We start from the raw sequence: 19,066 nt of genomic DNA on the forward strand, positions 1-19,066 counted from the left end.
CTTTTCTGTGGCTTAAAACCAGGGCAGACATTCTGCTGCCTGTTTATCCTCGTACCTGTCCTGTCACTCGTATCTGCCTTTCGCGACTTTCCTTCCCTGAAGTACGCTCTGGTTCCTGTTGACAAAGGACCGCGTTCTGGCCCGCAGCAGAACCCTGCGCCCTTCAGGCGTCCGGGTATAGACAAGCCGGAATCTTCCCAGCGCGCCGCGCATATGTTTTTCAAAAACGGCCGCCCGTTCCTTCTGTTTTCCAAAGATCTCAGGCACCGCATAAGATTCGCCGTTTTTCCAGAATTTTGCGTTCCGCGTCAGCAGATATCTGGGATTATCAATCACTCCCCAGAGTTCCTCCATACAGCTGGCAAACATGGTCTTGTCTCTCATGGTTCCGCCCTTCAGATACGTACGGATCAGGATTCCGTCTGTGGATTCCACTTCTGCCCTGCAGTGTTCCGCATCTTCCAGCTCTCCGATCTCGGCCAGAGCCCGGGCCGCCGCCCGGCTGATATGCTTCATTCTACGCTCCGGCGTGCTGAAACGGAAGAGCAGAATCCCGTACCTGGCAGTCAGGGCGGCCATCAGAAGCATGAGAATGCCCAGAAGTCTGACCTGCATGGCGCTTCCCCCGCCGATCTGAATAAAAGAACGTCCCAGATACATGAGAATTGTCAGAACCACATTTATGATTTCTATTCCCAGAGCATGAATGAAAAGATAACTGGTCTTAAGCTCTTTCGCAGAAACCTCTTCCACCTGCTCCACTTCCATGCCGCCCCGGATCTCTCGCAGAGACTCCTGCCACCTCCTGCGCAGCCCCTCTCTGTCTGCGGCTCTTTCAAGCATCATCTGGTTAATCTCATCCATTTTGGAGCGGGAATCGAATTCCGGAATATTCAGGCGGCCAATTCCGCTTTCTATCACAGGCTCCTTCCAGGAGACGCCCAGAAAGGAATCAAATCTTCTGACCAGCGTCTCATAGTCACCGGAAAAGTCCGCCTGTCTTGTCTTTCCATCCTTTTGGGGAAAGATACAGGCAAGATGCCAGATGTTTCCCGTCTTATCAGGCCGCTCCCCGTCAGTTCGGATCGTCCGGCCGCGCATCTGGTTGCTCAGCATAAACGATCCCACATAAGTGGCAAGAATCAGAGAGTTGACGCAGGGCGCGTCCCAGCCCTCGCCCAAAAGGGACTTGGTGCCTACAAGGGCATTGATATCTCCCTGCCGGAAAAGCTCTGTGACCGCGGTTACCACATGCGTAGTTTTCCCTTTCACCTGGAGCCGTCCGAATCCGGTTTCCCGAAGGGGTGTCAGAGCGCTATCGCAGCCCTTCGCCGCCAGAAGGCCCTTCAGCTTCTCCTCTGCCTCCATGGGAACAATCACCACAGTTCCGCTCAGACAGCCCAGACGAAGCCCCTCCTGCTTCATCCTTCTCAGATGCTCAAAAATGGGAACAGCTCCGATTTCAGAGGTCATATCCTGCTCCGTCCCCACAAGGGAGAGCTTCTCTTTTTTGATGTAATCGCAAAGGACAAGCAGGCGGAGATCCTCGCCCTGAGCCTGATATTCCGCCAGGGCAATCTTCCGGATGCTGTCCATTTTTCCGCAGCTTTTGACCAGCAGCTTCTGCATCGCATCCTTATGAGTCAGAGACACCTTTCCTCTGTAAATGCAGCCAGCTTCCTTCAATTCCCGGATCAGCTGCGCTCTCTGCTCTTCAGATACCTGATAGGAATCCGCGTCATCGTACAGAAATCCCTGCAGCAGTATCTCCAGCCAGCTGTCCGTCAGTTTCGGCAGCTGCCCTTTCGTACCGATCAGTTTTTTGAGATACGGAGAAAAGGGAATACCCTCAGCCTGGCAGAAAATGAGAAGCGCCGAAAAATAGTTCGGATTATCCAGAAAACGTTCGCTGTATTCTTCCGGATTTTTCAGGCCTTTGTGCGCAGCAATCATCTGCACAAACCCATCGCCCGTCAGAATTGCATTCCTGACTTTTTCCGTCCGTCTCTGATATTCACTTATCTCCTCCAGTTCTTTCCGGGCAGGCCAGTTAAAATAGACATAGTCTTCATGCGGACAGAGACTGCCCTCTCTCACCAGCTCCGGCGTGAAAATCTCTTCATCGATGGGACCGCACAGATCCATATAGCGCTTCCACTGTCCCGGAGTGCTGTCATAGGGCGGAGTCGCGGTAAGAGAAATCACCGTCATGCCTTTCATCTTTTTCATAAAAGCTTCCAGAGCCTTCCACCACTCGCTCCTCAGATGATGGGCCTCATCCAGGCAGATGGTTTTTATGCCGGCGGCTCTGACCGCCTCAAAGAGATCAAAATCCCGGAAATCCACTTCTTCTGTTTCCCTGTCTTCTGTTCCCTCTGAATCTTTCTCCTGCGGATCTTTCTCCTCCGCTTCCTCTTCTGCGTCCGTCAGCTCTCCCTGATAATGCTTCATGGCGCTGTACAGAGCCTGATAAGTGGCCGCCGTGATACATTTCATCTGTCTCAGGTCGTTGGACAAAAGCTCCTCTGCCCGGCAGCTCTCCGTCAGAAATCCTTCTGTGATGCGTTCCAGCCACTGCTGACGGATGGTAATGCTTGGAGACAAAATCAGACATGGCGCGCCCAGCCGGCGGATCAGCTCGATTCCCAGCGTTGTCTTTCCCGAGCCGGGCGCCGCTACTATATGCAGTTTTCCATCCAGCAGATAGTTCCGGGAGTTTTCCAAAACCCTTTCCTGATAGGTTCTCCATTTTCCCTGAAACTGTAAAATACCATCGTAAATATTCTTCATTTTCCGGTATCCTTTTTCTCATACGGATTTTAAATTTCTCACACCGGACACATTCCTTTGCAGGAAGCCGCGCGGCGCTTTAAAATCAGTATAACATATCTGCTGTCAGAATACACTATCTGCTTACAATCCGGTAATAAGTCCTGGCCGTCAGCAGATACACGATCACATAGAATACCGCGAACACCAGAAAGCTGACCGCCGTGCAGGCCATGTAAAGCCTGGTATTCGACAGGTAAAGAAGCTCCAGCAGCCGGGACATAAGCGGAAAGGCCGCAGCCACATGAATGCCTGCCGTAAGCAGCGGAAGGAAAAATACCGTCAGAACCTGGGAACGGATAGCCGACCGCACCTCCCTGCGGCTTAAACCTACTTTACGCATAATCGCAAACCGTTCTCTGTCCTCAAATCCCTCGGAAATCTGCTTATAATAAATGATAAGAACTGCCGCTATGAGAAAAAGCACGCCCAGGAAAAGTCCCAGGAAGAAAAAGCCTCCATACAGCTTCAGATAGACGGCGTCTGCGTCCACCCTGGAATCCGGAATGCCTTTCAGATCTCCATTCTGCAGCAGGTTCAGCAAAGCCTCTGCAAAGGCACGCTGCTCTTCCTGATCCGCGTCCGTATCAAAGGCATAAAAGCTGTCCGGTTCACTTGCAATATCTGTCAGAGCCTCCTTCTGCTTCGCATAGATCTCATCCATCTCCTGCTGATCGGGAACGACCAGGAAATAGCTGCTTGCAATATTGGCAGCCATAAGGCTCTTTCCCGGGAAATCCTCCAGAACAGCTTTCACCTGATATTCCCGGTCGAACAGCTTCAGGGAAGAAGCATCATAGTCTCCCTGGCTGTCATAGAGAATAATCTCGCCGTCCGAGAGCGAAGCATTGGTGCTGGCAGCCCCGTTGTACTCATCCAGCGTGATCACATACAGATTTACAATCTTATCCGCGTCCAGAAAAGTGCCTTCCCGGGACACCCGGAAGGAATCCCCCTCCTTCATCGCAGAAAATACCAGATAGGAATACTGCACCCCGCCTGTCACAGAAAGCCCCTGCTCCTGCTGAAACTCCCGCACGCGGTTATACAGCGCCTGGCTTCTTTCTTCCGTATCTTCCCTGGAATAGACTACAAAGTCATAAGGGTACCGGGAATTTACCACATCGCTAATTCCGATCATCAGCGAACTCGTTGCCGAGATCATCACCAGCACCATGGTGGACAGAATACAGATATTCGCAAGTCCGACCGCATTCTGCTTCATGCGGTAAATCATGCCGGAGACACTGATAAAATGCCCTGTCTTATAATAATAAGCCTTATTGCTTCTTAAAAGCTTCAGAAAGGCGATGCTGCCTGCCGTGAACAAAAGATACGTCCCCACTACCACCAGCGCCACCGCTATGAAAAAGATATAGATGGAAGAAATGGGATTTTTTGTGGTAATGGCCAGATAATATCCGGTTCCCACACAGAGAAAACCCAGGAGCGCCGCAGGCCATTTCGTCTTCGGCTCCCGCTCTCCGGCCTGGCTGTCACGCAGAAGCCCCACGGGCGTCGCCACCTGAATCTGCCGCACGGCATTCAGGAAAATCAGCAGAAAAATCACCGCGAAAAGCCGGACCGTGCTCCAGACTGCCTCTCCGGATATAAAGAAGCCGAGAGAAACCTCCGCACGGACAAGCTTCGCGATCGCCAGGAACATGATCTTGTCAAGAGCTATTCCAAACAGCAGGCCGCAGGCCATACTGATGAGAAAGACATACAGGGATTCCCAGGCCAGGGTCCCTGCCAGATGGCGCTTTCCAAGACCAAGAATGTGAAAGACGCCGAATTCCTTTTTTCTCCGTTTCAGGAGGAAGCTGTTTGTGTAAAAGAGAAAGATCAGCGAAAACAGGCTGATGATTCCCGCTCCCATCTCCATCAGAGAGATCAGCGTCCGATCCCCTGTCATCTCTTCCAGACCAGGATTCAGGGACAGTGACTTTACGATATAATAAAGCATGACCGTTGAGGTGCAGGTCAGAATATAGGGGAAATACGTGTTTCCGTTCTTTTTGATATTTCCGGCGGCCAGCCTCGCAAAAAATCCTCTACGCATGGCGCTCACCGCCTGCCGCAAGCAGAGTCAGCGTATTGGATATCTTCTGAAACTGCTGTTCTTCCGTCGCGTCTCCGCGGTAAATCTGATGGAACACCTGGCCGTCCCGGATAAAGAGCACGCGCCCCGCATGGCTGGCCGCCTTTGTGGAATGCGTTACCATCAGAATCGTCTGACCGTCCCGGTTAACCTCGTCAAAAATCCGGAGAAGATTGTCCGTGGCTCTGGAATCCAGCGCGCCTGTGGGCTCATCCGCCAGCAGAAGCTTCGGCTCCGTAATCAGCGCCCGGGCCACGGCCGCCCGCTGTTTCTGCCCGCCGGACACCTCATAGGGATATTTCTTCAGGATATCGGTAATCTGCAGCTTCCGGGCCAGAGGCTTCAGGCGCCCGGCCATCTCCCGATAGCTTTTCCCCGCCAGCACCAGCGGAAGAAAGATATTGTCCTGGATGGAAAAGGTATCCAGCAGATTGAATTCCTGGAACACGAAGCCCAGATTGTCCCGGCGGAACGCCGAGATCTCCTTTTCCTTCACAGAGGAAAGATTTCTTCCATCCAGAATCACCTCTCCTCCTGTGGGTTTGTCGAGAGCCGCGAGAATGTTTAAGAGGGTCGTCTTTCCGGAACCGGACTCTCCCATAATTGCCACGTATTCTCCCTCCTCCACAGAAAAGGATACGTTGGAAAGCGCCTGGACCTGATTTCCTCCAAAGCGCGTCGTATAAATCTTTTTCAGGCATTTTGCCTCCAAAATCGCCATGTTTCTACCTCTTTCTTTTCATGGGGACATGCATGCCTCTTGTCAGCTGAGGCTACTGAAAGAATAGCAGAAAAGGCCGGGACGCCGCCATGGAAGCAGGTGACATTCCGGCCCTTTGATGTGACATTTTTGTAAGATTATTATTTATAAGCTCTTTTTGTTCGGCTCATTCTGTTCCGTTCATTCTGTCCGGAGCATTTTCGTGTCCAGATCGATGGAAACCACCGTGCCTGCCCCGGGTTTTGACTGTACGCTGATTTTATGGGACAGCCGCCCGGCGGCTTTTTTGCAGAGATACAGTCCAAGGCCTGTGGATTTCTTATCGGAACGGCCGTTGTAGCCTGTAAATCCCTTTTCGAAAATACGCGGCAGATCCTCCGGCGCGATTCCAATTCCCGTATCGGAGATGTTCAGGACCTTATCCGGAGTCAAGGTGATGGAAACAGACCCTTCCTGCGTATACTTGATACTGTTGGACAAAATCTGCTCCAAAATAAAGAGCAGCCATTTTTCATCCGTGAGCACCTTCACATTCACAGGCTCATAGAAAAGCCGCAGTTTCTTCCGCACAAACAGCGGAGCGTATTTATGGACAGCCTGCCGGATAATGCTGTCCAGATCATATTCCTGAAATACATAATCAGAGGAATCGCTGTCGAGCCGCAGGTAGCTTAAGACCATTTCCACGTACTGTTCGATGCGGAAAAGCTCTGCGGACAGTTCCCGGTGTTCCTCTGTATCTTCGCCCTCAAGCGTCATCCGCATGACCGAGATGGGGGTTTTGATCTGATGAACCCAGGTCGTATAGTAATCCATACTCTCCTGTCTCCAGTTCTCCCACTCTGTAAGCGCCGCTTCCATCCGGCAGCCAAGCTCTTTTAATATCTCCTGCAGATCTGCCTCCTCCACCGTCCGCGCTGCCGGCAGCTCCTCCGGGAGAAGAGGCAGGTTTCGAAAGATTTCCTCATACCTGCGGCGGCGCGCAAGGCTGCGGCAAAAGTCTGCCGCCAGGACAGCCAGAAGAAGCAGCAGGCACAAGCCTCCTGCGTACAGAACCGCTTCCAGTTCCAGGTCATACAGAGAAAACACCAGCGCGAAGATGCCGGCACAGACCAGAAAAAGAAGCAGTCCGGCCCAGCGCCTGGCAAGAAAGCTTCCCAGAACAGAATACCAGCTTTTCCGGTTCCTATTTTCCCTGTCCATGACGTTCCTTTCCTCCCTGTCCCATCATTACTCAATCAGATAACCGCTGCCAATCTTTGTTGTAATAAAATTGCGCAGCCCTGCCGCCTCCAGTTTTCTGCGAAGACGGTTTACATTGACAGTCAGCGTATTTTCCTCCACATAGACGTCCATCTGCCAGAGTTTTGTCATAAGCGTATCACGGCTTACGACCTTTCCTCTCTGCTCCATCAGGGTCTGCAGAATGCGGAATTCATTTTTTGTAAGGTCAATTTTCTGCCCTTCATATACCAGCGACGTGTCATTCAGATTCAGCACGGCTCCTCTGTGTTCCAGCACGGGAACCCGGCTTCCCATGTCGTAGGTTCTCCGCAGAAGAGCCTGCATTTTAGCCGTCATCACATTCAAATCAACAGGCTTGGCAATAAAATCGTCGCCGCCCATGTTCATGGCCATGACGATATTCATATTGTCAGACACAGATGAGATAAAGATCACCGGAACCTCCGAAATCTTTCGAATCTCACTGCACCAGTGGTATCCGTTAAAAAACGGAAGCATAATATCCACGAGCACCATATGAGGATCATACTCCATAAAGGCCTGCATCACATTCTGAAAATCCTCCGCGCAGCGCACCTCATGCCCCCAGGATTCTATTTGTTTTTTCATGGCCCGGGCCAGAGAAAAATCATCCTCAATAATGAAAATCCGATACATCGCTGTTCTTCTCCATTCTCAGAAATTTCTCCCGGTTTCCCTTCGGAAGATGAATTCGTACTGCCGGCTGCCGCTTTAAAGCACCTGGGCTTTAAAATATCTGGCGTTTTAAAATATCTAGCGTTTCAGCATATTTATGTTTTCTTCCGTCAGCTTCATCCAGGGAATCTCCATCTCCCGGGCCTCTCCCCTCCAGGAAGCCGTCCAGGCTTCATACTCTGCCTGATCCACAGGCTCCCCCGGCTCTTCTCCGTCCGGCGTAATATAATATACGATTCCCGCGCCGCCTGCATCAATCTCTTCCGGAAATCCATTTCCTTCTTCGTCTGTCTCAGACACGCTGCGTTCCCAGGCGTCCACCTGCGCGGCTGCCACGTACGTGTCGCTTCCTGAATCGTATTGATACAGCGTATACGGCTGAAAATCTGCTCCAGACAGTCCCTGACTCTGAGACCAGCCCGCTTCTATATATCCATTGTCATAGAAGGTCAGCAGAGGATACTCCAAAAACTCCTCCCGGACCGTATCGAGTGCGCTCACAAAATCATAGATAAATTCTGTCTTCCCTGCTTCATCTGTAGTTGTGTAGGTGATCAGAAGCTCCTGAGAGCCGTCCTGATCCACATCACAGATGGCAAATTCATTTTCAGAGATATCTGCGTCTGCCAGAAATCCATAGCTTTTTTCATCCGGAAACAGATGATTAAAATAGATATCATAGAGTACGGAATGATAAGCGCTCTTTGCCTCTTCCGAAAGACTGCTGATGGCTTCTTCTGCCCGGGCGTTCTCCGTCCCGCCCTGCGCCTCTTCCTTCTGCGCCTGTGCGCCGCCCGCCTCTTCCTGTTCCCGTGCGCTGTCCGTTTCTTCCTGTGCCGGTGTGCCGCCGCATCCGGCAGCCGATACAAAAATGATACCAGATAAAAATAAAACGGCCGCTAAATATTTTTTCATGTCTGTAATCTCCTTTGTCCCTCCGCAGGCTGTTCCGCCAGATTTTCCTTTTCTCCAAATATTCATTCCTTCTGAAATTCTGCCGTCAGAGCCGCAGTCCCTTGATGTCTTTGATCCGTGAAAGGATCACGTTATTCGTGCATTCCAGCACGCCGGGCAGTTTATCGATGGTCCCATACAGCAGCGCTTCCATCTCTTCGCTGGAAGAAGCGATGGCATGTACATGGAGCCTGCTCTTCCCGGTCACACGGTAGATCTGCGTAATCGTGTCATTCTGACGCAGGATTTCCGCCACCTCCATCAGCGCGTCCGGCCTGGTTTCAATTTCAAAATAACAGGAAACCGCTCCGCTGATTTTCTGCGGATTGATAATCGTCGTGTACTCTTCAATCACACCCTTCTGCTCCAGCGCCTGCACCCGCATTTTGACTGCCACACGGGAAATGCCTGTCTGCTGACCGATCTCTGAATAGGACATTCTTGCATTCTGAATCAGCAGACGGACTATCTTCTGATCCAGTTCATCCAGTCCGTCTAAAAACATACCCTGTCTCCTTTATTCTATTTCCTGTTCATGCTTCGCCAGACGCCGCATTTTCATACAACTCCATTCCGGCGCAGCACTATGGACATTATATAATGTCTTAAAAAGGAAAGTCAAGAAAGCTGGAAAAGCCAAAAAAACTCAGATAGCGCCGGATATCTCCAACATGTGAAAGCAGATTTGACTTATAACACAACTTATAACACGACTTATAACACGCGAGAACGGCTTTGGCTCACAATTGACAATTGTAAATAAATTTCTTATAATATATTACGATTGTTAATTAAAATATTTCAAAAAGAAAGTTGTGGATAGATGCAATGGAAAATGAACTGACACACGGACCCGTTATGAAAACCATGCTGCGCTTTGCCATTCCGATGATCCTCGGAGACCTCCTGCAGCAGTGCTATAATATCGCAGACACTCTGATTGTAGGCCGCTATCTGGGGGCAGACGCCCTGGCCGCCGTAGGATCTGCATTTTCTTTGATGACTTTTCTGACTTCTATCCTTCTGGGGCTTGCCATGGGAAGCGGCACCGTATTTTCCATCCGCTTTGGACAGAAGGATGAACACGGCCTGAAAGAAGGAATTCTTGCCTCCTTCGCGCTTCTGGGCATCGTCACCATTCTTTTAAATATTCTCGTCTTCGCGGGCATCGACTGGATCATCTGGTTTCTCCGCACACCCGCGGAGCTCGTGGAGCTGATGAAAGAATACCTGATCGTAATTTTTGCCGGACTTGCGGGGATCTTCCTCTATAACTTTTTCGCGTCGCTGCTTCGTTCTCTTGGAAATTCCGTAATTCCGCTCACCTTTCTGGCTGTATCCGCAGGCCTGAATATTGCCCTTGATCTCTGGTTTGTGGCCGGTCTGAACCGGGGCGTGGCCGGAGCAGCAGAGGCTACCGTAATCTCCCAGTATGTGTCCGGCATCGGGATTGCGGTCTATACTTATGCAAAATTTCCCCATCTTCTGCGAAAAAGCGAAGATGTCCGTCTCCGCAAAAGCCGCATCAGGGAAATCTTCAGCTTTTCCGCTCTGACCTGTATGCAGCAGTCCATTATGAATCTCGGAATTCTGGCCGTCCAGGGTCTGGTCAACAGCTTTGGCACAACGATCATGGCCGCTTTTGCCGCTGCCGTAAAAATCGACGCTTTCGCCTATCTGCCCGTCCAGGATTTTGGAAACGCATTCTCTATCTTTATCGCACAGAACTTTGGCGCAAAACAGGAAGAGCGCATCAAGAAAGGAATCCGGGGCGCTGCTGCCGTCTCCGTATCCTTCAGTCTTCTAATTTCTCTGTGTGTCTGCCTGTTTGCCCGCCCCCTGATGTCACTCTTTATCGACACATCAGAAGCTGCAGTCATTGCGGAAGGCGCCCGTTATCTCCGGATTGAAGGAGCATTTTACTTCCTGATCGGCATCTTATTTCTGCTTTACGGCCTTTACCGGGCTCTCGGGCGTCCCGGCATGTCCGTGGTTCTCACCATCGCCTCGCTGGGTACCCGCGTGGCCCTGGCCTATGCGCTTTCCGCAGTTCCCGTTCTCGGCGTTGTGGGAATCTGGTGGTCCGTGCCGATTGGATGGTTTCTGGCAGACGCGCTGGGAATCGGGTATTATCTGGTGAAAAAGAAAACTCTTTATCCTGTTTCCGAGCGCAGATAATGGATGCCTCCTATGCTCAATGCCATTTCCTTCGTGCTGCTCTCATAAATGGCGGTACTTACCACATCATAGGCAGGGGCCAGCCGTACTCCTTTCAAATCCTGACTGTACAGTAGTGAAAGATTCGCTGGTAAATCCTTCCGGAGTATTTCCGCAAATCTCTCCGACATATACCTGCGTCCCCTTTATTTCAATATATACGGATAATCTTCTCATTGCCTTATCCTCGTTTCTCCAGACATAAATCCATTCCCAGCATCTGAATCAAAAACAGGCTCTTTCCTATCTCTGCAGTAGCCTTCCCCCGTTCCAGATCCGATATAAAACTGGTACTGAAACCAGTAAATTCCGCCAGATATGCCTGTGTATAATTTAATTCCTTTCTTCTCTGACGAATCGCTTTACCCAATGACGACGTATCTGTAATCTTCATAAACCCTCCAGGATAAATATAGCCGTTCGGCTATGTCAAGGACTGGTCCGAATTTTTTAATACGGGGTGTGCAGTGTTAGATAAGACAGGGAAGGAATATGGACCATACTTTTGCATTTGCCCATATTCCTTCCCTGTCTTCGGTTTTACGTCTTTATTGGCTGCCTTTTTGACTTTTGTTCTTTGCTGGCTTCCGCCCTATACTGCCTTACCGCCCGCAGTTTCCATGCCGGCACTCATGATCTCGGTGACCGTGGCTATGCTCATGGCCGCAGCTGTGTCCTTCCCCATGCTCATGATTTCCGTGATGACTGCACTGTACATCCGGATTGTAGGAAAGAGTTCCTGCTGCCAGAGCTTTTACCGCATCATCCGCGCTTCCGGAGACGCCGCCGTAAAGCTGAATTCCGGCTTCTGCCAGCGCATTCTGGGCTCCTGCTCCGATTCCGCCGCAGATCAGAGTGTCCACCTGCAAATCCGTAAGAAAGCCTGCCAGAGCGCCATGCCCGCTTCCATTTGTATCTACAACCTGCTCTTTTGTAATTTTCCCATCTTCCACATCATAGATCTTGAACTGTTCCGTATGTCCGAAGTGCTGGAATACTTCTCCATTTTCATAGGTTACTGCTACTCTCATCTCATTCTCTCCTTTCGCCGGAATCTGCAGTTTCAGCATAGATAAACGGGACGCAGAGCCTTCCGGTTCCGTATAAGTTCCGTCTCCGCTGTTCTCTCCGGCTTCTGCACTTTTTCTGCGGCAAACCTTCCGGCAGAAACGAATGGCCGAACCGTCACAGAAGCGGTAGTTCCCGCCTGCGATAAGAAACGGTTTTCCATTTACGATACAGTCCGCTATCTTTTCACGAGCCGACTCGTAGATCTCTGTCACAGTCGTCCTGGAAATATCCATCTGCCTGGCGCACTGCTCATGGGTGAGCTTTTCCAGATCTATGAGCCGGATGACTTCATATTCGTCCAGCGTCAGAGTAACCTGACTCCCGCAGGGAATTCCCTCCGGAATAAAACTGTCATAAGCGGGTTCTGCGCAGATTCTTCTGCAGCGGCTGGGACGTGCCATCGTATCACCTCCGGTTTGTTTCCGTCATATGTCGGAAATAAGTATAGCATACTAGAAAGAAAAATGCAAGGAGCTTTCCCTACACCGCCTTCACCATCACCACAGCCGTGTACCATCCCTTTTCATATCCAGCCTGATAATTTCCTTCATAAGTCTTCGCCAGTTCCTGAAGAATCTGAGTGCCATACCCTCTGCCCTTCCGGCGCTTTCTCACCGCATGGCTCTTCTCCGAAGCATTCCGGGCCTTCACAAAAAGATACGCCCCCTTCATTTCCGCATTCAGTTCAAGCTCCCGTCTCTCCTGCGGGATCTCTGCCAGTGCTTCCAGAGCATTGTCAATCAGATTCGAAAAGAGACTGCACAGGTGAAGCGGATCTAATTTCAATCCCCGCGGGATCATAAGCGCAAGCTTTGTCTTAATCCCCAGCTTCTGAAACTCTTTCTCCTTTTCACTCAAAATCGCGTTCACAACAGCATTCTGGCAGTAATCAGCAGGTCTTGTCTCATCCAGGCTTACCTGAAAAGCGTCCATTTCGAGACAGGCCGCTTCTTCTTCACCGCGCTTCAGCTTTTCGCGTATCTCCTCCAGCCGCTTCTCAAAATCAGAGCGCATGTCCAGCAGTTCCTTCTGCTTTGCCTCCAGCATTTCATTCTGCATACGCTCCGTCTCCTGAAGATAGGACAGTTCCTGAAGCTCTTTTCGCAGCTTTTCCCGCCTGGAACTCCAAATCAGAACATAGAGCAGAAGAAGATCCGCGGCAACGCTCAGGACGATGCCGCCGTATCCCCAGAAATTCAGGCTTCGTTTTCCGGTTATATTTCCCAGAAGAATCAGAATCTGGCTTACCGGAATCACCAGAAACAACAGATTTTCTTTTTTCATAAGCACATTTCTCTTTCTTCATTCACAGCAGAGTCTGCTTCCGGCATGGCCCTGAGTGTCAGCAGATAATTCTGGAAATCATGACGCAGCTTCGCGGTCTCCTCCTGAGACGCGCAAAGTCTCTCGTATCGAACCCGCTCCATCTCGCGGAGATGTTTTTTCAGACACAGCTCATTTTCCATGCTTTCTTTCTCCTGCGCCCGGTCAAAAATGACAAACATATAGATATCAGCCGCAAATGCCAGAAAAACGCCTGTCAGTACAGGAATCGGAAGCAGTTCTCCAGCCTCTGTATAAATTTCTGTGAGATACCATAAAAGAAATACCTGACTGAACGGAAGAAGCGCGCACAGCCATTGGCGGCCTCCATGTATCCAGACGGAGCGCTGCAGGACATTCCAAATCTGAAAAGCTGTATAGTACGCCAGAGTCGCCATCGGCCGCATAATCAAAAGCCCTGCTATGGTAAAGTCCGACCCCAGCTCCAGCGGCCTGCTGCCCATATCAAAAATATGTCCGGCAATCAGGATAGAAGTAAACTCTCCCACTCCTAGAGCCGATGACATCAGCATAAATGCCAGCAGCTTTTTTGCAAGAGACGAGCCGTAAAAAATGAGCAGATATGCAATCATAACCGCACACTGTACTACCATGATTACATTCATATTATAGTCTTCCGCCAGGTACATAAAGGGCAGCTTGCTTGCGCTCTGGACCACCCACCAGATCACTGCGGCCAGTACCGTAACCTTCATAGAATAACGTCTTCCCAGAGTCTTGCAGTAGTAAAGCATGACCATCAGGGAATCATGTGCATATACCAGTATATTTAAAATCATCACGTACATAAGCTGTCTATGCCTTTTCTTTTGTCCGTATGTTCAGATTTTCCCTCTTCTGCAGGAAACCTGTCTCCATCCTCTTTTCTCTTTCCATCTGTCTCCGGCATGGCCCGAAGCGCCAGCAGATAATTCTGAAAATCGTGCCGCAGCCGGGCTGTCTCCTCTATGGATGCATGGATTCTGTCATACCGAATCTGTTCCCTTTCATGCAAATACTCCTGCAGGCGGAGCTTTTCTTCCATATTCTCCCGCTCCCATGCCCGGTCAAAAATCAAAAACATGAGAACATCCGCCAGAAGCCCCAGAATGGTGCCTGCCAGTGCCGCAAACGGAATCGCCTCACCCTGATACAGATAGCTGGTGCAGAGATACCACATGAACATACACTGGCCAAACGGAAGCAGAATACACAGCCACAGCCGCCCGCCCTTAATCCATCTGTTCCCTGTAAGCAGCCGCCAGATAGCAAATGCCATATAAAATGCCAGTACAGAGAGCGGGCGCATCACCAGGAGGCCCAGCTCTGTGGCCCAGGCATTCACTTCCAGAGGCCGGTTCTCCACTCCCACGACAGTTTCTGTGAGCATGAACGTCAGCATCTCCATACAGCCCAAAGCGGCTATATTCAGCGCTGCCGCCAGCAGTTTCTTCGCCGCCGAAGAGGAAAAGAACGCTGCCAGATAAATTCCAAGAGTCACATAGGGCAGGACCATGAGCAGGATTGTCTGGTATTCATCTCCCTTAAACATGGATAATATCTTAAACCCACAAGTCACCGCCCACCATGCGGCCGTTCCTGCAGCTGTCAGTCTGAGAGAATACTTCCGGCCCAGCGTCCTGGAAAAGTAGATAAGGAGCATGATTCCGTCATGTCCGTAAGCCAGCATCATGAAAATAATTGTAAACATCTTTACTCCTACATCCGTGCGGACATATACTCAAAGAAGCGCTCCTTCGCCTCTTTCGCCCGGGCCTTGCTTACCGGTATTACATGATTTTCCTCCAGGAGGATTTCTCTGCCCCGGAACTCTCTTATATAAGACATATTGACCATATAGCTTTTATGACAGTTCAAAAAACGGCCATCCAGCTGTCCTTTTAATGTTTCCAGTTTCTCATTGCACAGATATTCCTGCTTCTTGAGCACAATGCAGGACTTATGAAGCCGGCTTTCCAGAAAGAGAATATCCTGCAGCGGGATCGCGATATGGCTGCCCTGATAGTAAATCAAAAGTTTTCCTTCTGCTTCCGACTGTTCTCTCAGAATCTTTTCCAGATTACGCTCCAGCTGCTCCTGATTCACCGGTTTTTTCAGGAGTCCGCTTAAGTTCGCGTGATTCAGAAAAACATCTTCCACATAATCAAGCGTATAAGCCGTCACGTAAATAATCTTTGTGTAAGGACAGGCTTCCTGCAGTCTCCCCGCAAAATCAATTCCTGTCTCATCCTGTTTCCAGTCAATATCCATAAAGACCACGTCATAATACGCCCCGTCTTTCAACGTGGCCCAGAAATTATTCATATCAGAATAAGTATGTACCTTCTTAACCGCCGGAATCCGCAGAAGCATTTTTTTCAGTTCTTCCAGTGCCTGCGGCTGGTCATCGCAGATCGCTGCCCTCATAGTTCTTTTTCCTCCAGTTATAAACGTGCTTTATATCTAGGATAACATGTCTGAAAACACAAAAGCAATATCTGATATAATTTTCTGACAACAAACGAAAAAGGCTGTCTCCGAATTAAATTTTCAGGTCAGCCTTTTCCATATTTTCTGTTTTTATCTTTTTCTTCCTAAAATTACTATTCTTTCATCCTTCTGATCAGCTGTACAGGTCACAAGAACAAGAATTTGATCATCTCCGTCTGCTGCTATTCCAGTATCATACCAGGACTTTTCTTTTTCATCTTGAAGATATTTTTCGTAAGCATCCCCGGCTTCAAAAAAAAGTGTGTAAGTTGCATCACTCAAAGCAGCCCGATGAACAGAAAAAATATCATATACCAGCTCTTCCTCATAAGTAGATAATACTTAAATCTTTTATTTTGCAGATATATCCATTTAATTAACAGAATTTATCTGTTTTTGAATTTGATAAGATTTATTTGATTTTCAAATAATCAACGAAATTTATTTGATTTTTGTATAATCAACGTTTTTTCATTGATCTCTGTCTGGCATCGATGTATCAAGGAACGATACGCTCTTTTACACCGACGCTACTCTTCTCTCAAAAACCCATCCCACTCCAGCTTTTTGCCATCCAGCACACATTCCTCCAGTATATCCCCGTCATAGGAGAGCTTCAGCGAAAAAAACGGATGCTCCTGCGCAATCAGCTTGAAAAACACCTTGTCTCCGGGCCACAGCTCCAGGCCGGTGATCTGCTCTTTCGGCACCCATTCCAGCACCCCCTCCGGGCAGTTATAGTCCAGCTCTCCCTCCCAGTCTTTGGCTGTATAGAGGCACATATACTGGGTCTCCACATCTTTGAGGGCGAAGGTCACAATTCCCCGGAAGCGGTAATCTGTCAGAAGCAGCCCGGTCTCCTCCTGCACCTCACGCAGAAGACAATCCTCCGGGCTTTCGTAAGAGAGCGCATGGCCGCCAACGCCGATCCATTTGTCCTGGTTGACATCATTTTTCTTTTTCACCCTGTGAAGCATCAGGTATTTATCATCCTTCTCCAGATAGCAGAGTGTCGTCAAAGTTCCAATATAACGTTCCATCTGTACGTTCCTCTTCCTGATTATATCCAGTTACTCACTACATAGTGTATACAATCCGCCGCAAACAGCACCAGGCAGATGACCGCCGCCGTTCTCTGGACTTTCAGGCTGGTCTTCTCCGTAAAACGTCTGGCCAGCGGATGCAGCAGATACAGAATCACCATGCCGCCGATTCCAAACCGGATGCTCGGGTTTGGAGCGATCCGTCCCTGAAAGTTGAAGGCGAATCTGGTGTAATCCCACATCCATTCTCCTGCGGTAAATTCCATGATATAGCTGGCGATAAGCTCAATCACCGTAGTAATCAGCACAATTCCCACAAAGACCAGAAACGGCGTCACATTGACCGGACCGAGCTTTATCTTTTTCTTCATCAGGCCGGACAGGGCGAGGAGCAGGATGACAGCCCCCAAACCATATACAATGCAGTATGGCCCTATCAATACGCCCCGGTCGGAATATCCCCAGCGGTATACGACCACCTCCAGAAAAACCTCATAAATCCACCCGATAACCGAGTAAAACATAAAGTATAAAAAATAATCCTGTACTTTTTTCATTTGTTCCCCTCTCATATTCTGATATGTCTTATGTTTTGTCCAGTGTACGATATGAAGGGGGTTCTGTCAATAAAAAATTGCTATTTTTTTAACAATGTACGTTTTCCACAATCTTTTCCGAGCTGTCCTGCTGATTCACATGAAACCGCACAAGCCATCCCTCTGGAAAAACCTTCGCCACTATCCGCACCATTTTCATGGAAAGACCGTAAACAGACAGGGCTTTCCCTTTTCGGGCGTCCGCCAGAGCCTTCTTCGCTACTTTTTCCGGATCAGCCAGAAAGAACCGTTTCAGAGGGCTTAAAGTGATTCCGCCGGCCCGGAAAAAGTCTGTATCCACAGGCCCCGGACAGACTGCCGTCACCACGATGCCTCTGGGCCGCAGTTCTTCCCGCAGCGCCTGGCTGAAAGATAAGACACAGGATTTGGAAGCTGCGTAGACTGCAAATCCCGGCTGGGGCAGAAAAGCCGAACCGGAGGCAAGCTGAAGAATCCGGCTCCCTCTTCCCATATAGGGAAGACAGAGGCGTGTTACCGCTATAAGAGCACGGCAGTTTACATCTATCATGTCACAGAGGCCAGAAGTCTCCAGCCGAGCCGTAGGACCATTATGCCCGAGCCCCGCTCCGTTGACCAGAAGGCAGATATGGGGCCGTTCTGCTCCCAGCAGGCCCGCAAGCTCTGTAAACGTCTCTTTGTCTGCCAGATCCATGACGAGAAGCCGGAACTGGGTCTCGGGACATTCTGTCTGGAGAGCTTCCAATTCTTCCTTTCGTCTGGCGAGAACCCAGATTTCATGAAGCTCCGGATAATTTTCTGCCATCTGGCGCGCCAGACAGCGCCCTATGCCGGAAGAGGCTCCTGTTACCAGTGCGATTTTCTTCCTGTTTCTCCCCACAGAATCTCTCCTTTCTTCTTCTCCCTCTCTTTTTATCTCTTTCTGGATTACTCTTTCAGAGACTGCTCTTCCGGAAGCTGCTCTTCTGGAGATTACTCCGCCAGCAGCCAGCTGTCGATAATCTCCGCGCAGCCATCGTGATCGCAGTCGGATACGGTCACATCGGCAAGTTCCCTGATATGAGGAAGAGCGTTTCCCATGGCCACAGAGAGCCCGGCTGCCTTCAGGATACTGATATCGTTATCCGCGTCCCCTGCCGCAATCGTCCTGCTCACCGGAATATTCAGGCGCTCACAGAGCTTTCGCAGACCGGACCCCTTGTCTACGCCTGCCGCTGAGATTTCCAGCGAACCTCTTTCCGCATCCGCCAGAATGACCGGGAAACCTGCTTCTTCTATCCGTCTCCTGGTACGCTCTCTGGACTCCAGATCCGTATGATAAAAGTTCACCTTTTCCACTGGAAACGGTGACGCGCAGTAGGTCTCATACAGGTTATCCCAGGCAGTCACCACCCGTTCATACATGGGTTTATAGACGCCCATTCCATACCGCTCCATATGCTGAAACTGATCCGTCTGAACGATGGATTCCCGGTCCAGCAGATGCATCATGGCCCCTTCCTTTATGGCAAGCTTCAGGAGCTCTTTTACCAGGGAAGGCTCCAGGGACCGTTTCAATATCTCTTCCTGTGTGTAAACGTCATACACAAGAGCTCCGCTGGTACAGATCAGATAGCGGATTTTCGGTATCAGGCTGAGATAGCTGTCAAGCTCCGGCCGGCACCTTCCGGTGGAGAGAGCAATCTTCTTTCCCGCGTCCGCGGCTCTGTTCAGAGCCGCCAGCGTAAGCGGCGTAATTTCTTTTCTGGAATTCAGCAGAGTGCCGTCCATATCAAAGGCAATCAGCTCATACTGGCTCATG

20 protein-coding genes are annotated in these 19,066 nt (G+C 50.0%); 1 reads left to right on the forward strand and 19 read right to left on the reverse strand.

Annotated features, from left to right (window positions below; genetic code table 11):
- Window positions 1-63: 63 nt before the first annotated feature.
- The 7 genes from B5E82_RS04915 to B5E82_RS04945 all read right to left on the reverse strand — a co-directional run bounded on the left by B5E82_RS04915 (window position 64) and on the right by B5E82_RS04945 (window position 9,051).
- Window positions 64-2,790: a DEAD/DEAH box helicase family protein gene (locus B5E82_RS04915; RefSeq protein ID WP_087306378.1), complete on the reverse strand. Its 2,727-nt coding sequence runs from the start codon at window positions 2,788-2,790 to the stop codon at window positions 64-66.
- A gap of 115 nt (window positions 2,791-2,905) precedes the next feature.
- The gene (locus tag B5E82_RS04920) at window positions 2,906-4,891 is read right to left on the reverse strand and encodes an ABC transporter permease (protein ID WP_087306380.1); all 1,986 of its coding nucleotides are present in this window, start codon (window positions 4,889-4,891) and stop codon (window positions 2,906-2,908) included.
- Complete coding sequence (locus B5E82_RS04925) at window positions 4,884-5,651, reverse strand: ABC transporter ATP-binding protein (protein WP_087306381.1); 768 nt, start codon at window positions 5,649-5,651, stop codon at window positions 4,884-4,886. The genes B5E82_RS04920 and B5E82_RS04925 overlap by 8 nt, the downstream gene beginning before the upstream one ends.
- 180 nt (window positions 5,652-5,831) lie before the next feature.
- The gene (locus tag B5E82_RS04930; RefSeq protein ID WP_087306383.1) at window positions 5,832-6,854 is read right to left on the reverse strand and encodes a sensor histidine kinase; all 1,023 of its coding nucleotides are present in this window, start codon (window positions 6,852-6,854) and stop codon (window positions 5,832-5,834) included.
- Window positions 6,855-6,881: 27 nt separating this feature from the next.
- Window positions 6,882-7,553 (reverse strand): response regulator transcription factor, encoded by a 672-nt coding sequence (locus B5E82_RS04935; RefSeq protein WP_087306385.1) that lies wholly within the window; start codon window positions 7,551-7,553, stop codon window positions 6,882-6,884.
- A gap of 117 nt (window positions 7,554-7,670) precedes the next feature.
- Window positions 7,671-8,507 carry a hypothetical protein gene (locus B5E82_RS04940; protein WP_140393087.1) on the reverse strand — a complete coding sequence of 279 codons (837 nt, stop codon included), beginning with the start codon at window positions 8,505-8,507 and terminating at the stop codon, window positions 7,671-7,673.
- A gap of 85 nt (window positions 8,508-8,592) precedes the next feature.
- Window positions 8,593-9,051, reverse strand: coding sequence for an Lrp/AsnC family transcriptional regulator (locus B5E82_RS04945; protein ID WP_087306388.1), 459 nt, complete (start codon window positions 9,049-9,051; stop codon window positions 8,593-8,595).
- 323 nt (window positions 9,052-9,374) lie between these two features.
- On the opposite strand from B5E82_RS04945, the gene B5E82_RS04950 reads away from it, so the two are divergent.
- On the forward strand, window positions 9,375-10,724 hold the full coding sequence (locus B5E82_RS04950; RefSeq protein ID WP_087306389.1) for an MATE family efflux transporter: 1,350 nt from the start codon (window positions 9,375-9,377) through the stop codon (window positions 10,722-10,724).
- Here the strand turns inward: B5E82_RS04950 and B5E82_RS04955 are convergent.
- From B5E82_RS04955 to B5E82_RS05010, 12 genes are all read right to left on the reverse strand, one after another.
- The gene (locus B5E82_RS04955) at window positions 10,700-10,894 is read right to left on the reverse strand and encodes a hypothetical protein (RefSeq protein WP_087306391.1); all 195 of its coding nucleotides are present in this window, start codon (window positions 10,892-10,894) and stop codon (window positions 10,700-10,702) included. The genes B5E82_RS04950 and B5E82_RS04955 overlap by 25 nt on opposite strands.
- Window positions 10,895-10,944: 50 nt before the next feature.
- Complete coding sequence (locus B5E82_RS04960; protein ID WP_087306393.1) at window positions 10,945-11,157, reverse strand: helix-turn-helix domain-containing protein; 213 nt, start codon at window positions 11,155-11,157, stop codon at window positions 10,945-10,947.
- Between the two features lie 208 nt (window positions 11,158-11,365).
- Window positions 11,366-12,235, reverse strand: coding sequence for a DUF134 domain-containing protein (locus B5E82_RS04965; RefSeq protein ID WP_087306395.1), 870 nt, complete (start codon window positions 12,233-12,235; stop codon window positions 11,366-11,368).
- 79 nt (window positions 12,236-12,314) lie between these two features.
- A complete protein-coding gene (locus B5E82_RS04970; protein ID WP_087306397.1) occupies window positions 12,315-13,118 on the reverse strand; it encodes an ATP-binding protein in 804 nt (267 codons plus the stop codon).
- Complete coding sequence (locus B5E82_RS04975; RefSeq protein WP_087306399.1) at window positions 13,115-13,966, reverse strand: hypothetical protein; 852 nt, start codon at window positions 13,964-13,966, stop codon at window positions 13,115-13,117. The genes B5E82_RS04970 and B5E82_RS04975 overlap by 4 nt, the downstream gene beginning before the upstream one ends.
- A complete protein-coding gene (locus B5E82_RS04980; protein ID WP_087306401.1) occupies window positions 13,957-14,868 on the reverse strand; it encodes a hypothetical protein in 912 nt (303 codons plus the stop codon). Before B5E82_RS04980 ends, B5E82_RS04975 begins: the two co-directional genes overlap by 10 nt.
- Window positions 14,869-14,876: 8 nt before the next feature.
- Window positions 14,877-15,584: a LytR/AlgR family response regulator transcription factor gene (locus tag B5E82_RS04985; protein WP_087306402.1), complete on the reverse strand. Its 708-nt coding sequence runs from the start codon at window positions 15,582-15,584 to the stop codon at window positions 14,877-14,879.
- Between the two features lie 153 nt (window positions 15,585-15,737).
- Window positions 15,738-15,929 (reverse strand): hypothetical protein, encoded by a 192-nt coding sequence (locus B5E82_RS04990; protein WP_087306404.1) that lies wholly within the window; start codon window positions 15,927-15,929, stop codon window positions 15,738-15,740.
- 248 nt (window positions 15,930-16,177) lie between these two features.
- Complete coding sequence (locus B5E82_RS04995) at window positions 16,178-16,687, reverse strand: NUDIX hydrolase (RefSeq protein ID WP_087306406.1); 510 nt, start codon at window positions 16,685-16,687, stop codon at window positions 16,178-16,180.
- 20 nt (window positions 16,688-16,707) lie between these two features.
- Window positions 16,708-17,247, reverse strand: a complete 540-nt coding sequence (locus tag B5E82_RS05000) for a putative ABC transporter permease (protein ID WP_162610707.1) — start codon at window positions 17,245-17,247, stop codon at window positions 16,708-16,710.
- A gap of 88 nt (window positions 17,248-17,335) precedes the next feature.
- On the reverse strand, window positions 17,336-18,145 hold the full coding sequence (locus B5E82_RS05005; protein ID WP_087306410.1) for an SDR family NAD(P)-dependent oxidoreductase: 810 nt from the start codon (window positions 18,143-18,145) through the stop codon (window positions 17,336-17,338).
- Window positions 18,146-18,237: 92 nt separating this feature from the next.
- On the reverse strand, window positions 18,238-19,065 hold the full coding sequence (locus B5E82_RS05010; protein ID WP_087306412.1) for a Cof-type HAD-IIB family hydrolase: 828 nt from the start codon (window positions 19,063-19,065) through the stop codon (window positions 18,238-18,240).
- Window position 19,066 lies beyond the last annotated feature (1 nt).

Origin of the sequence: Lachnoclostridium sp. An138, assembly GCF_002160765.1 — a bacterium.
Taxonomy (GTDB): domain Bacteria; phylum Bacillota; class Clostridia; order Lachnospirales; family Lachnospiraceae; genus Laedolimicola; species Laedolimicola faecalis.